General features: G+C 42.7%; 18 protein-coding genes and 1 riboswitch. Of the genes, 14 read left to right on the top strand and 4 right to left on the bottom strand.

Annotated elements, in window-relative coordinates; translation table 11 throughout:
• Positions 1-246: 246 nt before the first annotated feature.
• From DESMER_RS14820 to DESMER_RS14780, 9 genes are all read left to right on the top strand, one after another.
• Complete coding sequence (locus DESMER_RS14820; RefSeq protein ID WP_014903873.1) at positions 247-795, top strand: helix-turn-helix domain-containing protein; 549 nt, start codon at positions 247-249, stop codon at positions 793-795.
• 199 nt (positions 796-994) lie between these two features.
• The gene (locus DESMER_RS14815; protein ID WP_014903872.1) at positions 995-1,333 is read left to right on the top strand and encodes a cupin domain-containing protein; all 339 of its coding nucleotides are present in this window, start codon (positions 995-997) and stop codon (positions 1,331-1,333) included.
• Between the two features lie 63 nt (positions 1,334-1,396).
• Positions 1,397-2,491: a M24 family metallopeptidase gene (locus DESMER_RS14810; RefSeq protein ID WP_014903871.1), complete on the top strand. Its 1,095-nt coding sequence runs from the start codon at positions 1,397-1,399 to the stop codon at positions 2,489-2,491.
• A 109-nt stretch (positions 2,492-2,600) separates the two neighbouring features.
• A complete protein-coding gene (locus DESMER_RS14805; protein ID WP_014903870.1) occupies positions 2,601-3,623 on the top strand; it encodes an ABC transporter ATP-binding protein in 1,023 nt (340 codons plus the stop codon).
• Complete coding sequence (locus DESMER_RS14800; protein WP_014903869.1) at positions 3,613-4,581, top strand: ABC transporter ATP-binding protein; 969 nt, start codon at positions 3,613-3,615, stop codon at positions 4,579-4,581. The genes DESMER_RS14805 and DESMER_RS14800 overlap by 11 nt, the downstream gene beginning before the upstream one ends.
• A gap of 93 nt (positions 4,582-4,674) precedes the next feature.
• Positions 4,675-6,282 carry an ABC transporter substrate-binding protein gene (locus DESMER_RS14795; RefSeq protein ID WP_014903868.1) on the top strand — a complete coding sequence of 536 codons (1,608 nt, stop codon included), beginning with the start codon at positions 4,675-4,677 and terminating at the stop codon, positions 6,280-6,282.
• 81 nt (positions 6,283-6,363) lie between these two features.
• On the top strand, positions 6,364-7,383 hold the full coding sequence (locus DESMER_RS14790; protein ID WP_014903867.1) for an ABC transporter permease: 1,020 nt from the start codon (positions 6,364-6,366) through the stop codon (positions 7,381-7,383).
• A gap of 1 nt (position 7,384) precedes the next feature.
• Positions 7,385-8,212 (top strand): ABC transporter permease, encoded by an 828-nt coding sequence (locus DESMER_RS14785; RefSeq protein WP_014903866.1) that lies wholly within the window; start codon positions 7,385-7,387, stop codon positions 8,210-8,212.
• 253 nt (positions 8,213-8,465) lie between these two features.
• Positions 8,466-8,548, top strand: a riboswitch (cyclic di-GMP riboswitch).
• Between the two features lie 54 nt (positions 8,549-8,602).
• The gene (locus tag DESMER_RS14780; protein WP_014903865.1) at positions 8,603-9,691 is read left to right on the top strand and encodes an HD-GYP domain-containing protein; all 1,089 of its coding nucleotides are present in this window, start codon (positions 8,603-8,605) and stop codon (positions 9,689-9,691) included.
• Positions 9,692-9,907: 216 nt separating this feature from the next.
• On the opposite strand, the gene DESMER_RS14775 is transcribed toward DESMER_RS14780, so the two are convergent.
• Positions 9,908-11,047: an acyl-CoA dehydrogenase family protein gene (locus DESMER_RS14775; RefSeq protein WP_014903864.1), complete on the bottom strand. Its 1,140-nt coding sequence runs from the start codon at positions 11,045-11,047 to the stop codon at positions 9,908-9,910.
• A gap of 338 nt (positions 11,048-11,385) precedes the next feature.
• Here DESMER_RS14775 and DESMER_RS14770 point away from each other — a divergent pair, with 338 nt between their 5' ends.
• From DESMER_RS14770 to DESMER_RS14755, 4 genes are all read left to right on the top strand, one after another.
• Positions 11,386-12,537 (top strand): thiolase family protein, encoded by a 1,152-nt coding sequence (locus DESMER_RS14770; RefSeq protein ID WP_014903863.1) that lies wholly within the window; start codon positions 11,386-11,388, stop codon positions 12,535-12,537.
• Between the two features lie 35 nt (positions 12,538-12,572).
• Entirely contained in the window at positions 12,573-13,340 is a 768-nt protein-coding gene (locus DESMER_RS14765) for a 3-hydroxyacyl-CoA dehydrogenase (protein WP_014903862.1), read from the top strand.
• A gap of 369 nt (positions 13,341-13,709) precedes the next feature.
• Entirely contained in the window at positions 13,710-15,788 is a 2,079-nt protein-coding gene (locus DESMER_RS14760) for a sigma-54-dependent Fis family transcriptional regulator (protein ID WP_014903861.1), read from the top strand.
• 178 nt (positions 15,789-15,966) lie between these two features.
• Positions 15,967-16,593, top strand: coding sequence for a DUF2680 domain-containing protein (locus DESMER_RS14755; RefSeq protein ID WP_014903860.1), 627 nt, complete (start codon positions 15,967-15,969; stop codon positions 16,591-16,593).
• Positions 16,594-16,929: 336 nt separating this feature from the next.
• On the opposite strand, the gene DESMER_RS14750 is transcribed toward DESMER_RS14755, so the two are convergent.
• The 3 genes from DESMER_RS14750 to DESMER_RS14740 form a co-directional block, all read right to left on the bottom strand.
• A complete protein-coding gene (locus DESMER_RS14750) occupies positions 16,930-17,238 on the bottom strand; it encodes a zinc-ribbon domain containing protein (protein ID WP_014903859.1) in 309 nt (102 codons plus the stop codon).
• 196 nt (positions 17,239-17,434) lie between these two features.
• Positions 17,435-19,048, bottom strand: coding sequence for an ABC-F family ATP-binding cassette domain-containing protein (locus tag DESMER_RS14745; protein WP_014903858.1), 1,614 nt, complete (start codon positions 19,046-19,048; stop codon positions 17,435-17,437).
• Between the two features lie 229 nt (positions 19,049-19,277).
• Complete coding sequence (locus tag DESMER_RS14740; RefSeq protein ID WP_014903857.1) at positions 19,278-19,634, bottom strand: carboxymuconolactone decarboxylase family protein; 357 nt, start codon at positions 19,632-19,634, stop codon at positions 19,278-19,280.
• 200 nt (positions 19,635-19,834) lie between these two features.
• Here DESMER_RS14740 and DESMER_RS14735 point away from each other — a divergent pair, with 200 nt between their 5' ends.
• On the top strand, positions 19,835-20,074 hold the full coding sequence (locus tag DESMER_RS14735) for a DUF2164 domain-containing protein (RefSeq protein ID WP_042333823.1): 240 nt from the start codon (positions 19,835-19,837) through the stop codon (positions 20,072-20,074).
• Positions 20,075-20,077 lie beyond the last annotated feature (3 nt).

Raw genomic sequence — 20,077 nt, 5'->3', positions numbered from 1 at the left:
GGGTAATACCTGATGTGAACCTGTGGCTCCGCTTCCCACCCAAGCTTTGTAGGCTTTACCGCCTCTCCATGCAATGGGTTCACTCCTGTGGATCGAAGCCGCCCTTTGAAGTGAAACTGGGATTTTTTCAGTATAGCCAAACCCCTTATACTGAATACTGTATTATCTTTCCAAAAGTATAGACATTTTAGTATTACTGTAATATATTTCATATAACTAAATTAATATAGGAATTAGAGGGGTTTTATGGAGAATATTTATGAGCGAATTCGGAGCCTGCGTGTCAGCATGAATATGACGCTTAAAGACTTAAGTGAAAAAACAGGGCTATCCGTAAGTTTTCTGTCTCAAGTAGAACGAGGAAACAGCTCACTGGCTATCACATCCCTGCAAAAGATTGCGGATGTATTTAAAGTTTCTATGTCTTCTTTTTTTGAAAATACCGTGACTAACAGTTTTTTTACACCGGTTGAGGAGCGCAAGCCTTTTCAGATTGAACGATCAAATTCAATCTTTACCCGCTTAGGAGGTAACTTTTCCGGCAAGGTTTTGGAGCCGATTCATATAGTATTAGCCCCGCACCAAGGGCAGGAGGTTGTTTTTAATCATCCCGGCGAAGAGTTCTACTATGTGTTGAAGGGGAAAGTCCTAATGCAGGTGGGAGACAAAGAATACGAAATGAATGAAGGCGATACGATTCATTTTCCTTCCCTTTTAGACCATACCTGGCATAATCAGTCGGATGAACCGGTTCATATGATTGCTGTACTTACCCCCATTATTTTTCATGAGTAATCGTGTTTATATAGTTTAACATAGTGAACTCCTCCGGCTTGAGCTGAACATCGGAGCTTAGGTAGGGGAGTCTACTTCCACCGAAGTGGAAATCAGATTACCCACTTTTATAGAAGTGAAAGTCTTCGAAACTGATCAAAAGGTCAAAGTTTATTAACTAATAACTTAACTTGAAAAAATGTTAGGAGAAAGCTGTGCAATGAAAATTATTACAAACGCGGATACTAAAGCAGCTGATCGTAGTGATGTGATCATGAAAACGCTCTTCGGAGAAGAAGCTCTTAAGGATGCCCAGGTGACTATGGGAACCGTGGTATTTCCTCCCGGAGCAAGGGTTCCGGCTGAAGGAGCGGGAGTGCACGCTGAGCATGAATACTCGTTTATAATGCGGGGGTCTATTTTAACCGTGAGTGGGGGTAAAGAATGCCGGGTATCGGAAGGTCAAGCATCTTTAATCCCGGCGGGTGAGGAACATTGGGCTGTAAACGATGGAGCAGAGAGCTGTGAAATAGTCTGGTTCTTAGTGAAACAATCTTAATCTCAATTGGTTAACAGTAATTAAAGACAATGTAGAAGAATATAGAGGAGGGCACTTGAATCTATGGGTAGTTATACAGCAAGAATCCAAAAAATCCAAGCAATCATGAAATCTCAAAACACTGACTATATGGTATTTGCCCCTACGTCTCATCTTTTTTATTTAACAGGATTAAAGACTACAGCTGATGAAAGGCTGCAAGTTTTTTTAGTCCCGGCTGAAGGTAAGCCGGTAATGATCATGCCGGATATGTATCGAGAAGCAGCAGAGAACCTGGAAGAGAAGAATTTTGAATTAGCGACCTGGTCTGATGAAACAGATCCGGTGAATTTATTGCTTCCCCTAATTAAGAAGGGGTCAGCCATAGCAGCAATTGATGAAAGAATGTGGGCAGGACACTTCTTGAGTCTAAGAAGAGCTTTTGTTGGGTTTGAGTTCATTGGAGTCTCAAATCTAATGCGGGAAATCAGAATGTTTAAAGACCAATACGAGATGAGTCAACTTGCCAAAGCCGGGGGATTAACAGATAAGGTTATGGCGGAAGTACGGATGGTTATTCAACCGGGTATTTCTGAAAAAGAGCTAGCCTTTTTTGTGGAATCAAAGCTGAAGGAATATGGAGCGGAAGAGCTTTCCTTCAAACCCATTGTGGCCTCAGGGCCTAACACCTCCTCTCCTCACCACTATACCGGCGAAAGAAAGTTACAGATGGGGGATTTAGTGGTCTTAGATTTCGGAGGACTCTTCCAAGGATACTGCTCAGATATGACTCGAACTTTTTCTGTGGGCAAGGCCTCTGCAGAGGTCAAGAAAGTGTTTAATGCTGTAAAGGATGCGAACGAAGCCGGCTTTCTGGCGGTTCAGCAAGGGATTGCTTGTGAGAAAGTCGATGAGGTTGCTCGGGAAGTCATTTCTCGAGCCGGATATGGAGAATACTTTATTCACAGGACCGGACATGGCATAGGGCTGGATATCCACGAAGATCCGTATATAGTTAAGGGCAATCAAGAAATCCTGAAGACAGGTATGACTTTCAGTATTGAACCGGGGATTTATTTACCGGGCAAATTTGGGGTTCGCATTGAAGATATTGTTGGATTAACGGAAAACGGGCCGGTGCGCTTTAATAATTTTTCGCGCGAGCTTATCGAGACCTAAGAGTCCCATGTTTTATGGCAGAAGTTTAACTTTCAAGTTCATTTTTAATTTAATGAGTTCACTAGTTTCTGAAACCTAAGATAAGATAAATCTTTATGGAGACATGAATATGAGTGATGATATCGGACAGGACGATTTACTAAGAATTAATAACTTAAATGTGCAATTTAGAACTTCAGAGGGTGTGTTTAGGGCTGTTCGAGATGTGAGTATTTCAGTACGGTCAGGTGAAACTTTGGGCATTGTTGGGGAGAGTGGAAGCGGCAAAAGCGTTACCGCTCTATCAATTATGAACCTAGTACCTAATCCCCCCGGAGAGACATCGGGAGAGATAATTTTTAACCAGCAAAACCTCAGGGAACTATCTCTTGAAGAAGTTCGCAAGATCCGAGGGAATGAGATAGCCATGATATTTCAGGAACCTATGACTTCTTTAAACCCTATTCACACTTGTGGCAAACAGATCATGGAACCCCTCTTGCTGCATAAAGGCTTTAGCAAAAAAGAAGCTAAGGCTCGTGCCTTGGAACTCTTAAAGATGGTGGGTATTCCAATTCCGGAGCAAAGGTTTAAAGAGTACCCTCATCAATTATCAGGTGGAATGCGGCAGAGGGTCATGATCGCCATGGCTCTGGCCTGTCGGCCTAAACTGCTTTTGGCGGATGAACCAACAACAGCTCTAGATGTCACCATTCAGGCTCAAATTATGGAGTTGTTAAAAAATCTACGCCAGGAAATTGACTCGGCCATTATCATGATTACCCATGATTTGGGGATAATTACGGAAATGTGTGATCGAGTCGTAGTAATGTATGCGGGACAGGTTGTGGAGTCCGGCCCCCTTAAAGAATTGATCAGAGAGCCCCTGCACCCCTATACCGAGGGATTATTAAGGTCTATTCCTACCATTACCAAAGAGAAGCAGCGCTTACATACCATTGAAGGCACAGTGCCCAGCCCCTTTGAAATGCCCTTCGGGTGCAGTTTTCAACCCAGATGTAATTATTCAACGTCAAATTGTTCAGAGCAGGCTCCTGATTTGATCCATGTATCCCCAGACCGGGCTGTCAGATGCTGGCGTCAGGTCAATGAATTAGGCCAAGACAATAGGAGAGTGGAACATGGAAGATAATGTGCTTGTGCAGGTGCAGAACTTAAAAATGTATTTTCAGAGCGAAAGCAGCTTTTCTTTTAACAAAAAATATATTAAAGCCGTGGATGATGTTTCATTTGAATTGTTTAAAGGGGAAACCTTTGGGTTAGTGGGAGAATCCGGGTGCGGCAAAAGTACTCTGGGACGTACCATACTTGGGCTTTATAAACCAAATGCCGGCAAGGTGATTTTTGAGGGAGAGGACATAGTCTCCTTGAAAAATAACAGGATGAAGGACATGCGGAAGAAGATGCAGTTGATTTTTCAGGATCCCAGCGCATCCTTAAATCCCAGAAAGACCATTGAGAATATTTTAAATGAACCTTTTCACATACATAACGTTGGATCAAAGGTTGAGCGAAAAGCTAAAATCAAAGAATTAATGAATAGGGTAGGGTTATCTGAGTATCACTTGAGTCGTTATCCTCATGAAATGTCGGGAGGGCAAAAGCAAAGGGTAGGGATTGCCAGGGCTTTAACCTTGAACCCTAAGCTGATTATTTGCGATGAGCCAGTCTCTGCTTTAGATGTTTCGATTCAAGCGCAGGTTATTAATTTATTGGAAGATCTCCAAAAAGAGTATGACCTGACCTACTTATTTATCTCTCATAACCTAAGCGTGGTTCATCATATCTGTAATCGGGTTGGAGTCATGTACCTAGGAAAACTTGTTGAAACCGGCAGTCATGCGGATATTTATCATAACACTCAACATCCCTATGCCAAAGCTCTGATCTCGGCAATTCCCAATACTGATCCGGATCTTCAAAAAGAACGGATCTTGCTAAAAGGGGATGTGCCAAGTCCTGCTAATCCTCCATCTGGGTGTCGCTTTCACACTAGGTGCCCTGAGGTGACAGAATTATGTAGTCAAGCTGAGCCTCTGCTAAAGGAGGTGTTTCCGGGTCATTTTGTCGCTTGCCATGGAGTTGAATAATTCAAAAGGAGGGATATTCGAACTTTAATGTTACTCGTACTTACTTGCAGGGATTGTTATATCCAAACTATGATTTGAAAGGGGAGGAAAATAGTGAGAAAGAACCTTAGAGTTTTGGTCGCTCTACTGACCTGTGTATTACTCTTTGTTGTAGGATGTGGCGGCAGTAAGGATGCTGCAACTAAGCCTGAAGGCTCGGATGGTACCAAACAGTTGATTATGGCCCTGGATCCTGATTATGAAACCTTTGATCCGGGTCTGGCCTACGAGGTATACGCTTTACTAGTCCTGCATCCCGTTTATGATACCTTGATGCAGTTTGAGGATAATCTGGATGCCCCTATTGATGGTATTGCGGAAAGCCATGAGGTCAGCAAGGATGGTCTAACCTATACCTTTAAGCTTCATAAGGGAGTAAAGTTTGCCAGCGGCAATCCTCTTTCTGCTCAAGATGTTAAGTGGAGCGTGGAGAGATCGATTAACCTAAAGGGAAATGGGGCCTTCTTAACAGATGGAATTAAATCCATCGAGACTCCGGATCAGAATACTGTTGTTTTTAACCTGAAGGAGCAAGACGCATCCTTCTTAACTAAATTGACCTATAATGCCTTTGGTGTTATTGACAGCAAATTGGCTATGGAGAATGGGGCAACTAATGCCGCAGACGCCAGTACCTCTGATAAGGCCAAACTGTGGTTTGATACCCACTCTGCCGGATCAGGTCCTTACGTGATTGAATCTTACACTCCTAAAGTGGAAGTGGTCTTAGCTCGGAATAAGAATTATTGGGGAGAAGCTCCCTATTACGATAAGGTTGTTTTAAAAGCAATTTCTGATCCCGGAACCCAATTAATGATGCTGGAAAAAGGAGATATCGATATTGCCTTTAATTTAGGACCTGAACATGTTAAGCAAATTCAAAACAAACCGGGGATTGAAATTAAGAAAGCCCAATCAATGACCCTAACCTTTTTATTGATGAACAGGGATCCTAAAGTTGGCGGCCCGATTGCTAACCCGGATGTGCAAAAGGCAATTCGCTTAGCCTTAGACTATCGAGGAATGCAGACAATAGCCGGTGAAGGTTCGATAACACCTGTAGCGCCCTTCCAAGTCGGATTTTTAGGAACTCTGCCTCCACGAGATCCCAAAACTGCTCAAGATATCGAGAAGGCGAAAGAGTTAATGAAAAAAGCCGGTTATGAAAAAGGCTTTAAGACTACCTTGGAAGTAGCTACTTTGGCAGTTGAGGGTATGGATTTACCGACCTTGGCTCAAAAGATCCAGAACGATTTGCTGCAAATAGGTATTGAAACAGAAATCAAAACCTCTGATATTATGGTAGCCCTGGACCCCTATCGTAAAGGCACTCAGGCCTTGTCCCTTTGGTATTGGGGCCCTGACTATCCGGATCCAAACACTCAATTAGCGTTTTTACCCGGGAACCCCGTAGGTCTGCGTGCTAATTGGACAGCTGAAATGAATCCTAAATTAGTAGAATTGGGTAAGAAAGCAGCGGTAGAGGTAGACAAAGCTGCCCGCATCAAGAACCTTGAAGATATTCAAAAAATGATGGATGAAGATAGTGCCTTTGATGTCTTACTCCAGCATGCTCGTCATTACGCAACTCGTGATAACATCAAAGGTACAGACTATATTGATCTCTACAAAATAAATTTAAAAAATGTTTCAGCAAAATAATAACCTAGAGGGCAGATGCATATCGCATCTGCCCTCCCTAGAAGTTAGTTTGATTGAACAGGCCTGAGGGGGTGAATATCGTTGGGACTTCTCAAGTATATAGCAAGAAGATTGTTTTTCTTAGTGTTCCTGGTCATAGGAGTTTCCCTGGTTGTCTTTGTCATTTCTCACTCAGTGCCCAGTGACCCGGTTTTGGCCAATTTAAGTCAGAGAAATATTGATAACCCTGAAATGGTAGAGGCTTTTAAAGCCAAGTGGGGGATGGATAAACCCTTGTACACTCAATATTTTATCTATGTCGGCAATTTGGTTCAGGGTGATTTAGGTACCTCTATCAGAACTCAGCGGCCGGTACTGGATGATTTGCAGGACTATTTTCCCGCCACTATTGAATTAGCGATTTTCTCAATTATTATTGCCATTATTTTTGGTATGCTGTTTGGAATTATTTCGGCCATTAAGCGCAATAGCGCAATGGATCAACTGATTAGGGGTATTTCTGTTTTAGGAGTATCTGTACCTAGTTTTTGGTTGGGACTTATGTTCTTACTGCTGTTTTATGTACATTTTGGAATAGCTCCAGGCCCTGGGCGAATAAGCCCTTATCTGAAGCCGCCCGTTGAAGTGACTCACCTTTACGTTATTGACGCTCTTCTGGCTGGAAATTGGAGTTTGGCCAGGGATGCTTTATGGCATTTGCTTTTACCCGGGTTGGTCTTGGGCTCTTTTACCATGGGCTTGATTACTCGTACAACTCGTTCCAGTCTGCTGGAAGTTATGTCCTTAGATTTCATTCGTACGGCAAGGGCAAAAGGTCTGACGGAAAAAATGATTATCATGCGTCATGCCTTAGGAAATGCCTTAATTCCTGTTGTTACGGTCATAGGTATAGGGTTTGGCAACCTTCTAGGTGGTATGGTGTTAGTAGAAACGATATTTGCCTGGCCTGGTATCGGGCAATATGCCTATAAGGCAGCAGGGAATTTGGATTTTCCTGCTATCATTGGGGTATCAATCTTGATTTCCATTAACTATGTTGTGATTAATTTGCTCGTGGACATTCTTTATGGAATTCTTGACCCCAGAGTGAGGTATCATTAATATGCTGCTGCGAATTATGAAAAACAACTTTCTGTTTTCGATAGGGATAATTGTATGTTCTTTGTGGATTGTAATTGCTCTGGTGGCGCCCTTGATTACCCCTTATAACTATTTGGCCCAAGATCTGGCCCATCGCTTTCAAGCCCCCAGCAGTCTTCATTGGTTTGGTACGGACAGCATCGGCCGAGATGTTTTTAGTCGTGTATTGATGGGCAGCCGCATCTCTCTGATTGCCGGACTGGCGACTATTATTCTGGCGTCCTTTGTTGGAATGATCTATGGCGGTATTGCCGGCTATATTGGTGGACTTACTGATGAAATCATGATGAGAATCTCAGAAATGGTCATGGCCTTCCCCGGTATTATTTTAGCTATGACTATCGCAGCTGCCTTAGGTCCCAGCCTGTATAATACTCTGTTGGCAATGGCGATCATTTGGTGGCCTAACTATGCTCGAGTAATGCGCAGTATGGTTATTGCCAACAAAGAGAATGAGTATGTGGAAGCGGCCAAATCCCTGGGTGCCTCCCATTTTAGAATATTTTTTAACGAGATTCTCCCCAATAGCGTTGGACCGGTTTTAGTCTTGGCAACTCTGGATTTTGGCAATGCGATTCTTCTTTTTTCGGGCTTGAGCTTTTTAGGGTTAGGTTCTCCTCCCCCCACTCCGGAATGGGGAGCAATGGTTGCCGATGGCGTATTGAATTTTAACTATTGGTGGATTGGGACTTTTCCTGGCTTAGCGATTCTCACAATGGCAGTAGGAACGAATTTCATAGGGGACAGCTTAAGGGACTTTTTGGATCCTAGGTTGAGAAAGGAGCTTTAGCCTGATTCAGTGGCAGATACGGTAGGCTGTGTAAAATTAACTTGCGGCGGCATAGTTAATTTTACACACTTAATTCCCTGAAGATTAAAATTTTATCTTTAATATAATTAAGAATATTTATGTAGAAATTCGGTTATTGAAGGTAAAATGAGGGAAGTTTTAAGAAAAAAGTATATAATTTGTATATGTAGTATGATATATTAGGTACAAAGACCTATGTACGTAGTACTTAGGTAATATCAATATCGTAATTCTGCGATAAAGGCAAACTCAGTGAGAACTGAGGACGCAAAGCCACGGGTCTTACACATGTGTGAAGACAGCCGGGTTATCGAATAGATAAGAAGTTTCGCTGAATTATGTCAGCTTTTTTTGTTTTTAGGAGGAATTGTGGTTTTGATAACTTATTTGGAACCTTTATCGACGGCAATATTCCAAGTTGGAGAGCTTTCTTCGCTTGATTTGTTTGATAAACAAGGAATACTTTTGTTATCTAAAGGCAAGCCTATCACAGCGAATATTCTAGAACTTCTCCGGAAACGCAAGCTTTACACCTTAAAATATAAGCTGAATAAATCTCAAAGGTGTAATAAAACCTACAAATTTGATGAATCTGAATACCAAGATATTGTGGGTAACATAAGAGAAGTTTTTGAAAATATGTGTCTTTTTAGTGTCGATCATTTGTATAAGACCTTATCTGCTGTGGATAAGATTATCCATGAGCTGGAAGGAGCCGATCAAGTATACATAGATCTAAATAAGTTTCGTCAGTTCGATGACGATACCTACATCCACTCCGTGAACGTGGCAATTTTAGCCACACTTATAGGGATGCAAATCGGTTTTGCCGGACAAACCCTAAGAGATTTAACCCTAGGTGCGTTGTTGCATGATATAGGTAAAGGATCAATACCTCCTGAGATTTTGAATAAGCCCTCAGAATTGACGGCTAAGGAATTAGAGATTATAAAGAAGCATCCCCTTATCGGTGAGGAGATGCTTAAAGAGGCGGATTTATCCGCTGAGGTGCTTTCAATTATTAGACACCACCATGAGCGCTGGAATGGCCATGGTTATCCTGATGGAGTAAGTCAGCAGGCGATTACTATTAACGCGCAAGTAGTTGCAGTTTCAGATGTGTTTGATGCTCTGATTAGTGATCGCCCCTATAGAAAAGGGCTGCCACCCTATTATGCCTTAGAATTAATCATTGCCGGTTCGGGTGAAGATTTTAATGAAAATATCGTTAAGAGCTTTCTGCAATGTTTAGTACTTTATCCCAAAGGTTCAATTGTCACCTTAAACACCGGAGAGGTCGGCACGGTAATAAAGGTTCAAAAAAGCTACCCCAGTCGTCCGATCATTAAAGTCTTGTTTGATAAGTATGGCAATTTCTTAAACAGTGGTAGGATATGTGATTTGTCAAAGGACTTGACAAAGTTCATAGCATCGATAGATTTTAAGTATGTGCCCTAACTCTTAGGTCAAAATATTTTAGCGAGTTAACCGGCGGTTTGAGGATCAGGAAAACTCGAACTCTAGGCTGAATTGTGTATATTAAGTGAGGCTATTGGTTTTTTAATAATCCAATAGCCTCACTTTAATTATTAACAGGGAGTTTTTCATCAATTTTGAGATACCAATTATATAAGTGGGTTTTCCGCTTTTCTGCTTCCAGACCAGAAGAAAGTCTTAAAACAAGCGTTTGGCAATGGTAATTTTCTCGATCTCCTTGGCACCTTCATAAATTTCTAAAATCTTAGCATCGCGATAAAAACGTTGAATATCATATTCGTCGATATAACCATAGCCGCCATGCATTTGTAAAGCTTTGTCAGTAACCCAGACTGCGGTTTCACCGGAATAGAATTTGGCCATGGCATTAAGTGCAGGATCCAGCTGTCCATTATCCGCCTTCCAAGCGGCCTTATAAATTATGTTCCTGGCTAATTCTATTCGTGTTGCCATCTCGGCCAGTTGGAACTGGATGGCTTGGTTAGCAGCCAGAGGGACACCAAAGGTCTTGCGTTCTTGAACATATTTTAAGGCTAAATCTAAGGCCCCTTGAGCTAAACCAAGCCCTTGAGAGGCAACCATGATGCGGGTCTGATCAAAGAAGTGCATTAGTTGGTAAAAGCCATTTCCTTCTTTACCGACAAGATTGGCTTGAGGAACTCGGACATCTTCAAAGGTGATTTCAGCTGTATCCGAGGCACGAATTCCCATCTTGCCGTGGATTTTCATTCGAGTAATCCCCGGGCTGTTGGCATCAACAATTATTAAACTGTGACGCTGAGTTTTTTTCGGTGAGTCAGGGTTTGTGACGCATAGGGCCACCATGTAGTCACAAATTGTTCCGTTGGTAATAAAGGTTTTGCTGCCATTAATGATATAGTCTGAACCATCTTTAACAGCGCGAGTTGAGGTTCCTGCCACATCGCTCCCGGCGTTTGGCTCGGTATAGGCCCCGGCGAAAATTGCCTTCCCGGCCGGCAGTAAGGGGAGATAGGTCTTCTTCTGCTCTTCGCTGCCATAATTTATGATGTTTTCTGCTCCGAAAGTTGCTGCAACAGCGGCTAGGCCAAGGCCCAAATCTACCCGAGATAGTTGTTCTGTGATTAAAGCTGTTTCAATCCAGCCTCCTCCTGGGCCGCCATATTCTTCTGGAATAGCAATTCCCACCAGCCCGGCTTCACAGGCTTTTTGCCAGACTTCTCGAGGGTATTTTTCCTCGCGATCACATTCTTGGGCGAAGGGTGGAAATTCCTTCAGGGCAAATTTGTAAGCAAGGCTTTGGAAGGCTTGTTGCTCTTCAGATAGTTCAAAATCCACTTGAGAGACCTCCTTTTAATTTCCGAATATTGCAATTTATGTGCCAGTGCACCTAAGCCCATTTTCCTGATTTCTGAATGATAATTCTCCGGAAAGGTGTGCAGTGTGTTGTCAACTGTCCGTCATTCAGGACAACTGCGGATTGGCAAAGGACAAGGGGCAAGCTGATGAAATTAGTCGTTCACTTGAAATAGGGGCTCTGATCTTGAGTGGCACAGTAATTGCAATGTTCAGTGTGTGATTAACAGAAAATTCGAATATTACGTCTGAGGTGTTTCCTCCCCCTTAAAGAATAGGGACGAGAGGACACAGTGAATATAAGAAGGGTGGTAAAAACAGTGAGAGAAGCAGTGATCATTGAAGCGGTGAGAACCCCCATAGGTCGAAGAAAGGGATTATTGAGCAGCCTTCGCTCGGAAGATTTGGCAGGTATGGTGTTGAGAGAAGTTGTGAAGCGGGCAGGAGTGGATTCGGCTTTAGTCGAGGATGTGGTTATGGGCTGTGTTACTCAAGTTGGGGAGCAAGGTTTTTGTATCGGAAGGCAGGCAGCCTTGATTGCTGATTATCCCTTACATGTACCCGGGGTGACAATTGATCGTCAGTGTGGATCCAGTCAACAGGCAGTCCATTTTGCTGCTCAAGCAATTTTAGCCGGAGATATGGATATTGTGGTGGCGGCAGGTGTGGAAAATATGTCGCGAGTTCCTATGGGCTCCAATGTCAAAGGGACGGATTTATCCCCAGAGCTTACCTCGCGCTATGAGATTATTAATCAAGGCCTCTCTACGGAACGAATTGCCCAAAAATGGGGGATTAGCCGCCAACAAATGGATGAGTTTTCTTTAGAAAGCCATAGCAAGGCAGTTAAGGCTCAAGAAGCAGGCCGGTTTGAACGGGAGATAATGCCTATTAAGGTGGTTTTACCGGATGGCAGCGAGAAGATATTTAACACAGATGAGGGCCCTAGACGGGATACAAGCTTAGAGAAACTGGCCGGTTTAAAATCTCCCTTTTTAGAAAATGGGCAAGTTACCGCCGGTAATGCCAGTCAGATTTCAGATGGAGCAGCAGCAGTACTTGTCATGTCTCGTGAAAAAGCTTTGGCATTAGGGCTAAAGCCTCGTTTCAGGATTCTGGCCAGAAGTGTAGTAGGATCCGATCCGACTCTAATGCTTACAGGGCCCATTCCGGCTACAGCAAAGATACTGGCCAAAGCCGGTCTCAGCCTCTCGGACATTGATATTTTTGAGGTGAATGAGGCATTTGCTGCAATTCCTTTAGCTTGGCTGATAGACACGGGAGCTGATCCGCAGAAGCTTAATCCCAATGGAGGAGCTATTGCCCTAGGTCATCCGCTGGGAGCCAGCGGAGCACGCCTTATGACCACCCTGATCCACGAACTGGAACGAACAGGTGGACGCTATGGGCTGCAGGTCATGTGTGAAGGACATGGTATGGCCAATGCCACAATTATCGAGCGATTGGATTAAGCTGTTGATAAAGTATTGAGGGCGGTGAGTTATTTATGAATTTGAAACAAGTCGTGGCCTTTGTCACGGGAGGTGCTTCCGGCCTGGGTGAAGCAACAGTTCGACGAGTTGTCAATGATGGAGGCAAGGCTATGATTCTCGACTTGGCGGTAGAACGAGGAGAAAAGTTGGCCTCTGAATTAGGCGGCAATGCTCTATTTCAGAAAATGGATGTCAGTAATCCTGAGAGTGTGGAAATGGCCTTAGCTAAGACGGTTGAGATGTTTGGCTATCTAAATGTCGTGGTAAATTGTGCAGGCATCGCAACTGCTGAAAAGGTCATCAGTAAGAGGGGGACTCATACTTTAGAGAGCTTCTCTAAAACCCTGCAGGTAAATTTGATAGGAAGCTTTAACGTCATTCGGCTGGCTGCGGCCCAGATGGTCGGCAATGAACCTAACGCTGGGGGAGAGAGGGGTGTGATAATCTGCACGGCTTCCGTAGCCGCCTATGAAGGGCAAATCGGGCAGGCGGCTTACAGTGCTTCGAAGGGAGGAATTGTAGGGATGACCTTGCCCATAGCCCGAGAAATGGCTGCTCATGGTATTCGCGTGCTGACCATTGCTCCGGGTCTTTTTGAAACTCCCATGTTTGATTCTTTGCCCGAGGATGCTCGAAAGTCCCTGGGTTCCATGATCCCCTTCCCCTCAAGATTAGGCTATCCGGAAGAGTATGCACTCCTGGTAAGAAGCATCCTGGAGAATCCTATGCTCAATGGGACGACGATTCGTCTGGATGGAGCTATTCGCATGCAGCCTAAATAGAAGGGTTTAACAAGTAGCTTTATGAGTCTTGGTGATAAAAGAAGATTATAAATTCTTAGCAAAATGCTAGTTTCAAAATAGCAGCAACTTAGACATCTAGGTTGCTGCTATTCATATAGTTATAAGGTTGGAAGACTATAGCCATAACCTTATTGGGGTTCCTCCCAACGAAACGCGGATTTCGTACGGGGCATGAAGTATATGTTTTGAGGTATCAAGGATGTGATCAAGCTATTAGCCAGTGAAGAATGAATGTTCTGAAAATGAAGGAATAAGTCTTGCCTAGCGCGAATACTACGGAGATATTAGCAGGTTCGGGACATCTGCAGTAATTAAATTATAAGAATTTTTTGGCGAGAGGTGAGCCTAATGTTGATGCGTGATATGATGACCCGAGATGTACCGAGCCTTCATCTGAAAGATAGTCTAAGGCAAGGAGTAGAACTTTTGCGCTGGACTAAGCTTGATGCTCTGCCGGTAGTCGATGAAGCGGGTCTTCTGATTGGGATCTTTACTAAAGCAAATGTATTAGATGCCTTCTTAGCCGGGGTGGACACCTCGGAACTGATTGAAGGACACTTTAACACTCAAGTTGTGACAGTTGGAGTTGACGCTCCCTACCAAGAGGTTGAACAACGGGCGAAACAAACCTTGGTGGGCACTGGTGTGGTCGTGGACAAAGAGGGGAAAGCACTGGGGATTTTTACGAAGGTAGACATGATCCTGGCCTTATTTAAAGAAGCAGAAAAGCTTGCCACCCAGCTGAACACAGTCTATCAAGCTATGCCTAACGGAATTATTGTCGTAGATCGACATAACTGTATACAACAGATAAACCCCTCGGGAGAGAAGATACTTAAACTTAAGGAGCCTATCCAGGGGCTTAAACTATCCAATGCCTTTCCGGGCTTAGATCTGAGAGATGTAATTATAAAGTCGCAACATCTCGTAGGAGTTCAAACGGAAATGAATCAGGTTAAGGTATTATGTAATATTAGTCCTATAGGGGAGCTGGCAGGAGCAGTCATCGTATTCCAAGCTCTGACGGATTTTGACCAAGTTGCTCTGGAACTGGATGCTACGAAGCGTTTATATGAGACACTGCTCACAGTCACCAACATTGCTTATGAAGCAATATTTGTAGTGGACGACCAAGGTAAAATTACTTTAGTTAATGAAGCAGCCTGCCAGTTTTTTGGCAAGAGAGAAAAGGAGCTCCTGCAACAACCTATTGAACAGGTGATGGAGAACACTCGATTAATGAGAACCTTAAAAACAGGCATGGCAGAGACTAATGAAATCCAAGTTATAAATGGCCGGCCTTACATAGTTTCCCGCATGCCGATTGTGCGTCAAGGCAAGATTATCGGAGCAGTGGGGAAAATAATTTTTCAAAAGCTGGAGGAAGTTAAGGATGTTGCGCAGAGGTTAGCACAAATGGATCAGGAGCTAAATTTCTATAAAGAACGGGTAGGGTCGACCAGGCTGCCGGTTACCTTTAATCAGATCGTGACAGTTAGTCAAGACCTGCGCCGATTGAAGAATGAGGCTGAAATTGCTGCTCGAGGGAACTCTACGATTTTACTGACGGGAGAAAGTGGCACAGGCAAGGAACTTTTTGCGGAAGCTATCCACCAGGCCAGCCCTTATCGAAATGGCCCCTATGTTAAGGTGAATTGCGCGGCAGTGCCAGAGAATCTTTTGGAGTCTGAATTCTTCGGGTATGCTAACGGGGCTTTTACTGGGGCTCAAAAGGGAGGTAAGTTGGGAAAGTTTGCAACTGCCAACGGTGGGACACTCTTTTTGGATGAGATCGGAGATATGTCTCTAAATCTTCAGAGCAAGCTCCTAAGGGTGCTGGAGGATCGCTGCTTTGAGCCTGTAGGGAGTAATGAAGCGGTGAAGGTTGATATCAGAATTATTACAGCGACTAACAAGGAGCTTCAGCAGAAGGTTGCGAGTGGTGAATTTCGTAGCGATCTTTACTACCGCCTGAATGTAATTTCCTTTCGACTCATCCCGATTCGTGATCGCCCCGAAGATATAATTCCTCTTGTACATGTATTTTTAGAAAAGCTCAATCAAGATTTTGGTAAACAAATCTCAGGGGTTACTCCCGAGGTGCAAAAAATTCTTGTTAATCATCGTTGGCCAGGGAATGTCCGTGAATTAAAAAATGTGATTGAACGGGCAGTGAATTTTGCCTCCGGAGAGTTGTTGGAATTAACGGATCTGCCTTTTTACTTAAGGGAAGAAAAACAAGAAGATGCTTTTCCCTTGAAGAAGGAATGGAACTTAGAGAGTGTCCACGAACATTTGGATAAGGAAACCTTGGAACAAGCTCTTCTTATAATGAAGGGCAATAAATCTGAGGTGGCCAGACTCTTAGGAATTTCCCGCTCTTGGCTTTATGAAAAACTAAGGCGTTATGATATTAGTCATCGTTAAACTATACTAAGCTAGGCTAGTAATTAATTATCCCATGTGACTACATTATCTTTACCTCAAGCACACAACTTCTTAAAATTCAATTCACAAATTTTCCATATTGAGTGGATATCATAAGAGTGTACCGATTCTGGAGTTACATACTTAAGATCGGAACCTATTATGAAGGAGGAATTGTATGAAAAAGAAACTTGTTGTTGGAGTTCTAAGTGCAGTGTTGATAGCAGGAGGGGCCACAGCAGCTTTTGGAGCAACGGATTCAGCGAAGCTCGATGAAATTAAGAGCTTAACTCAGCAAATGTTTGGAATCCAGAAGCAAATTGTCGACAAAGAAGTGGAAGCTGGGCTTAGGACTGCTGAACAGGCAGAGGCCCTGAAGGGGTTTATTGACAAACATCAAGAAGCAAGCGATAAAGCCTTAGCAGAAGGTAAAGTTTTTGGTCCAGGTATGGCTGGTAAACATCCGGAAATGCGCGATAAGGTTATGAAGTTCAAAAATGGTGAACCTATGACTGACGAAGAACTTGCGGCCTGGAGTGAAGCTGCTCAAGCTCGTTTAACTGCTCAAATTGAGGCCATGAAAACCAACGGCAAATTGACAGAGGAACAGATCAAGACTTGGAGTGATGCTGCCCAAGCTCAACTGGAGGTGCAAAAAGAGGCTTTGAAAAATGGCACATTTGTACCGGGTGAAATGGGAATGATGGGGAAGCGTGGAGGTCATGACGGCCGGATGTGGGGCGGAAAGAAAGCGCCTGATTCCAGCTCCACTACTGACTCTTCGGCGTCAGCTACTGTCCAGTGATTATACAGTAGTCAATCAAATAGCCTATTAGCTTAGTGAAGTCAAAACTGGGGGCATCGTAATAAGGTTATGTAAGTACGATGCTCCCAGTTATTATCTTGAAAAAAGAAATTAGTTTCAGATTAAGTTTGTAGGGCAGTTTTAAAGATTTCGTTTTCCCTCTTTTTAAGATTTGACGAAAACGACTAAGGAAGTTTAAATATCAAATGCAAAATGTCTACAGACCTAAGTTTTACATTGTCCGTATTCTATAAAAGCTGCGCTAGATACTTTGCCAAATTAAAAAACCTTCTCAGACGAAAGTCTGAGAAGGTTTAAATTAACTAATTGGTGTGATTACCAATTGCTGCGTGTACGTGGTTGGTAGCAATCGCGGCAATAAACTGGTTTGTCACCTGATGGTTGGAAAGGAACAGTTGTTTCTTTCCCGCAAGTTGCGCAGATAGCTGGGAACATTTCACGTTGTTGACGGCCATATCCGCCACCACCATTGTTTCTGTTCTGAGCTTTTTTAGCTGCACGGCACTCAGGGCAACGTCCTGGTTCGTTAGTGAATCCTTTTTCTGCATAAAACTCTTGTTCTGATGCAGTGAATTCGAAATCCCGTCCGCAGTCTTTGCAATTCAATACTTTGTCATTAAACATAATAAAAAAACCTCCAAATAATTATTACCCGCGCTTCATGGCAAGTTCACCAACTTCTTCCCGGAAACTTAGGTAATAGGAGAAGGTTTGCTTAAATCCACTAGTTTTTACGAGCTTCGTTTAGTATACCAAAAAATGAGCAGAAGTCAAATGATAAATTCAAAATCACAATATTTTTCTAAAAATTTTTGAGAAATTAGCTGTACATTTCCTCGCGCAAAGCTAGAACATCCGCATTTTCCAGGTACTCATCAAAGGTTAATTGACGATCAATCAATCCTTTAGGGGTGATTTCAATGATGCGAGTAGCAATAGTTTGGACAAACTGATGATCTTGCGATACGAATAAAATATTGCTGTCAATGTTGGTCAAGGAATTGTTGAGGGCCGTGATGGATTCCATGTCTAAATGGTTAGTTGGTTCATCAAAGATAAGAACGTTTGAACCGCTGAGCATCATGCGGGAGAGCATACAGCGGACTTTTTCTCCTCCGGATAAGACACTGGCCTTTTTCAAAGATTCATCTCCGGAAAACAGCATTCTGCCCAGGAACCCCCGGACAAACGATTCATCAGGATCTTTGGAGAATTGTCTTAACCAATCCACTAAGTTAAGATCTGTTTCAAAATATGAGGAGTTATCCAATGGCAGATAAGCTTGAGTTGTGGTAATTCCCCAGCTGAATTCCCCGCTGTCAGGTGTGATCTCACCCATAAGCACCTTGAACAAGGTAGTTTTAGCGACACCATTGGGGCCGACAAAGGCAATCTTGTCTCCCTTGTTGACAAGGAAGGAGATGTTGTCCAGGACTTTTTCTCCGTCAATGGTAACTGTTAAATTCTTGACATCTAAAATATTATTACCGGCTTCTCTGTCCGGAGTGAAAGCGATATAAGGGTATTTACGTGAGGAGGGTTTGATATCCTCTAATGTTAACTTTTCCAGTTGCTTTTTACGGGAGGTTGCTTGCTTGGCTTTAGAGGCGTTTGAACTGAAGCGCTGAATAAACCTCTGCAGTTCCTCAATTTTATCTTCTTTCTTTTTGTTGGATTCTCGCATTAATCTCAGAGCTAATTGACTGGATTCATACCAAAAATCATAGTTTCCAACATAAAGTTGAATTTTACCGAAATCAATGTCGGCAATATGGGTACATACTTTGTTTAAGAAATGCCGGTCGTGAGAGACAACGATGACGGTATTCTCGTAATTATAGAGGAAATTTTCCAACCAGTTAATGGATTGAAGGTCGAGATGGTTGGTAGGCTCATCGAGCAACAGAATGTTGGGATTGCCAAAAAGAGCCTGGGCCAGTAAAACGCGAACCTTTTCATTACCACTAAGTTCCTTCATTTTACTGCTTTGCAGTTCTTTATTAATTCCTAAACCCATTAATAATTCCGAGGCTTCAGACTCTGCTTGCCAACCATTCAGTTCTGCGAAATCCCCTTCTAAAATGGAGGCCCGTATCCCGTCTTCTTCAGAAAAATCAGGTTTGGCATAGAGGGCATCTTTCTCTTCCATGATCTGATATAATTTTGTATGTCCCATAATAACCGTTGTTAGTACTTCAAATTCTTCAAATTCAAAGTGATCTTGCTTTAAAACTCCAATACGTTCCCCAGGTGTTATTATAACTTCACCGCTGGTAGAATCTATTTCTCCGGAAAGAATCTTCAAGAAAGTAGATTTTCCGGCACCATTAGCTCCAATCAAGCCATAACAGTTTCCGGGAAGGAATTTTACGTTAACATCTTCAAATAATGCCCGTTTACCGAATCTTAACGTCAATCCACTGGTACTAATCATTATTAATCGTTCCTTTTTAATAAATTTGTCTTTGCTTAAGAATATAGTATATCATTTAATTACAATAAGGTATAGGTAAAGAATAGGTTAAAGGAAATATGTGGGTAATACCCAACGGGAGCAAAAATATAATTAGCCCTCTTTCCTTAAAGGCAGAGGGCTATGTTAAGCGTTAGATCTTAATACATATTTCTGAATAGATAAATGCTGTTGTTATAATTAAAATGAACTAGTGAACAGAATGCCCCTCAACTTCGTTTAATAAGTTTCTTAGAATCAGAATTCCTTGCATTGTCCTGGGGAAACCGGCGCTGGGAGCCACCAGGAGAATGGCGTGTTCAATTTCCTCTTTAGTACAGCCGCTGCGTATAGCTTTTAAAATGTGTGTTCGCAGAGCTCTGGGGTACTGACACTCCGTGGAAAGTGCTACTTTGATCAGCCAGCAGGTTTTTTCATCTAAGGGGCCGCCATCTTTATGGATTAATTGACCGTATTTCTCATAGGCATCATAAATTTGCCCATGTTGTTCCGTGAAGTATTTTAGGTTGATTTCAGTACTGTCAAGGTTATCAAAGTAATCGTCCATTGATATACCTCCTTTCCGAGATGTTTACATTATCATCCAATTTTAAGGTTTTTATGCATTTTATAAAGTTGAACAACGCGACTTCAGTGGGGACTTACCCACTATTCAAGCAGAATGAGGAACACTCACTTATAGAAGTGAGTGTATCGGAATTTAAAAACGAAAAGGCCTTGATTATTAGAAAAGGAGTGTTTTATAGTATGAAGAAAATGGAGATCGAACTAAATAAAGATATCAGAGAACAACTGGTTGAGGATCTTAAGCGATATTTCTCCAAGGAGAGAGATGAGGAACTTGGCAATTTAGGTGCCGAACTTCTGCTTGATTTTATTCTCAATAACATTGGCCCCTACATTTATAATATAGGAATTGCGGATTCTTATAAGTATATGAATGAACGGGTGGAGGATTTGTTGGGCCTGGAGAAACGCTCTCGTTAGTGA

It is taken from the genome of Desulfosporosinus meridiei DSM 13257 (assembly GCF_000231385.2).
Classification (GTDB): domain Bacteria; phylum Bacillota; class Desulfitobacteriia; order Desulfitobacteriales; family Desulfitobacteriaceae; genus Desulfosporosinus; species Desulfosporosinus meridiei.
The sequence above is the reverse complement of the archived record's forward strand: the minus strand, read 5'-3'. Positions and strand labels throughout refer to the sequence as shown.

Excerpts from the sequence above, each read along its gene's own strand:
- DESMER_RS14820 (WP_014903873.1), top strand. The coding sequence starts at position 247 with ATGGAGAATATTTATGAGCGAATTCGGAGCCTGCGTGTCAGCATGAAT.
- DESMER_RS14815 (WP_014903872.1), top strand. The coding sequence starts at position 995 with ATGAAAATTATTACAAACGCGGATACTAAAGCAGCTGATCGTAGTGAT.
- DESMER_RS14810 (WP_014903871.1), top strand. The coding sequence starts at position 1,397 with ATGGGTAGTTATACAGCAAGAATCCAAAAAATCCAAGCAATCATGAAA.
- DESMER_RS14805 (WP_014903870.1), top strand. The coding sequence starts at position 2,601 with ATGAGTGATGATATCGGACAGGACGATTTACTAAGAATTAATAACTTA.
- DESMER_RS14800 (WP_014903869.1), top strand. The coding sequence starts at position 3,613 with ATGGAAGATAATGTGCTTGTGCAGGTGCAGAACTTAAAAATGTATTTT.
- DESMER_RS14785 (WP_014903866.1), top strand. The coding sequence starts at position 7,385 with ATGCTGCTGCGAATTATGAAAAACAACTTTCTGTTTTCGATAGGGATA.
- DESMER_RS14765 (WP_014903862.1), top strand. The coding sequence starts at position 12,573 with ATGAATTTGAAACAAGTCGTGGCCTTTGTCACGGGAGGTGCTTCCGGC.
- DESMER_RS14760 (WP_014903861.1), top strand. The coding sequence starts at position 13,710 with ATGTTGATGCGTGATATGATGACCCGAGATGTACCGAGCCTTCATCTG.
- DESMER_RS14755 (WP_014903860.1), top strand. The coding sequence starts at position 15,967 with ATGAAAAAGAAACTTGTTGTTGGAGTTCTAAGTGCAGTGTTGATAGCA.
- DESMER_RS14750 (WP_014903859.1), bottom strand. The coding sequence starts at position 17,238 with ATGTTTAATGACAAAGTATTGAATTGCAAAGACTGCGGACGGGATTTC.
- DESMER_RS14745 (WP_014903858.1), bottom strand. The coding sequence starts at position 19,048 with ATGATTAGTACCAGTGGATTGACGTTAAGATTCGGTAAACGGGCATTA.
- DESMER_RS14740 (WP_014903857.1), bottom strand. The coding sequence starts at position 19,634 with ATGGACGATTACTTTGATAACCTTGACAGTACTGAAATCAACCTAAAA.
- DESMER_RS14735 (WP_042333823.1), top strand. The coding sequence starts at position 19,835 with ATGAAGAAAATGGAGATCGAACTAAATAAAGATATCAGAGAACAACTG.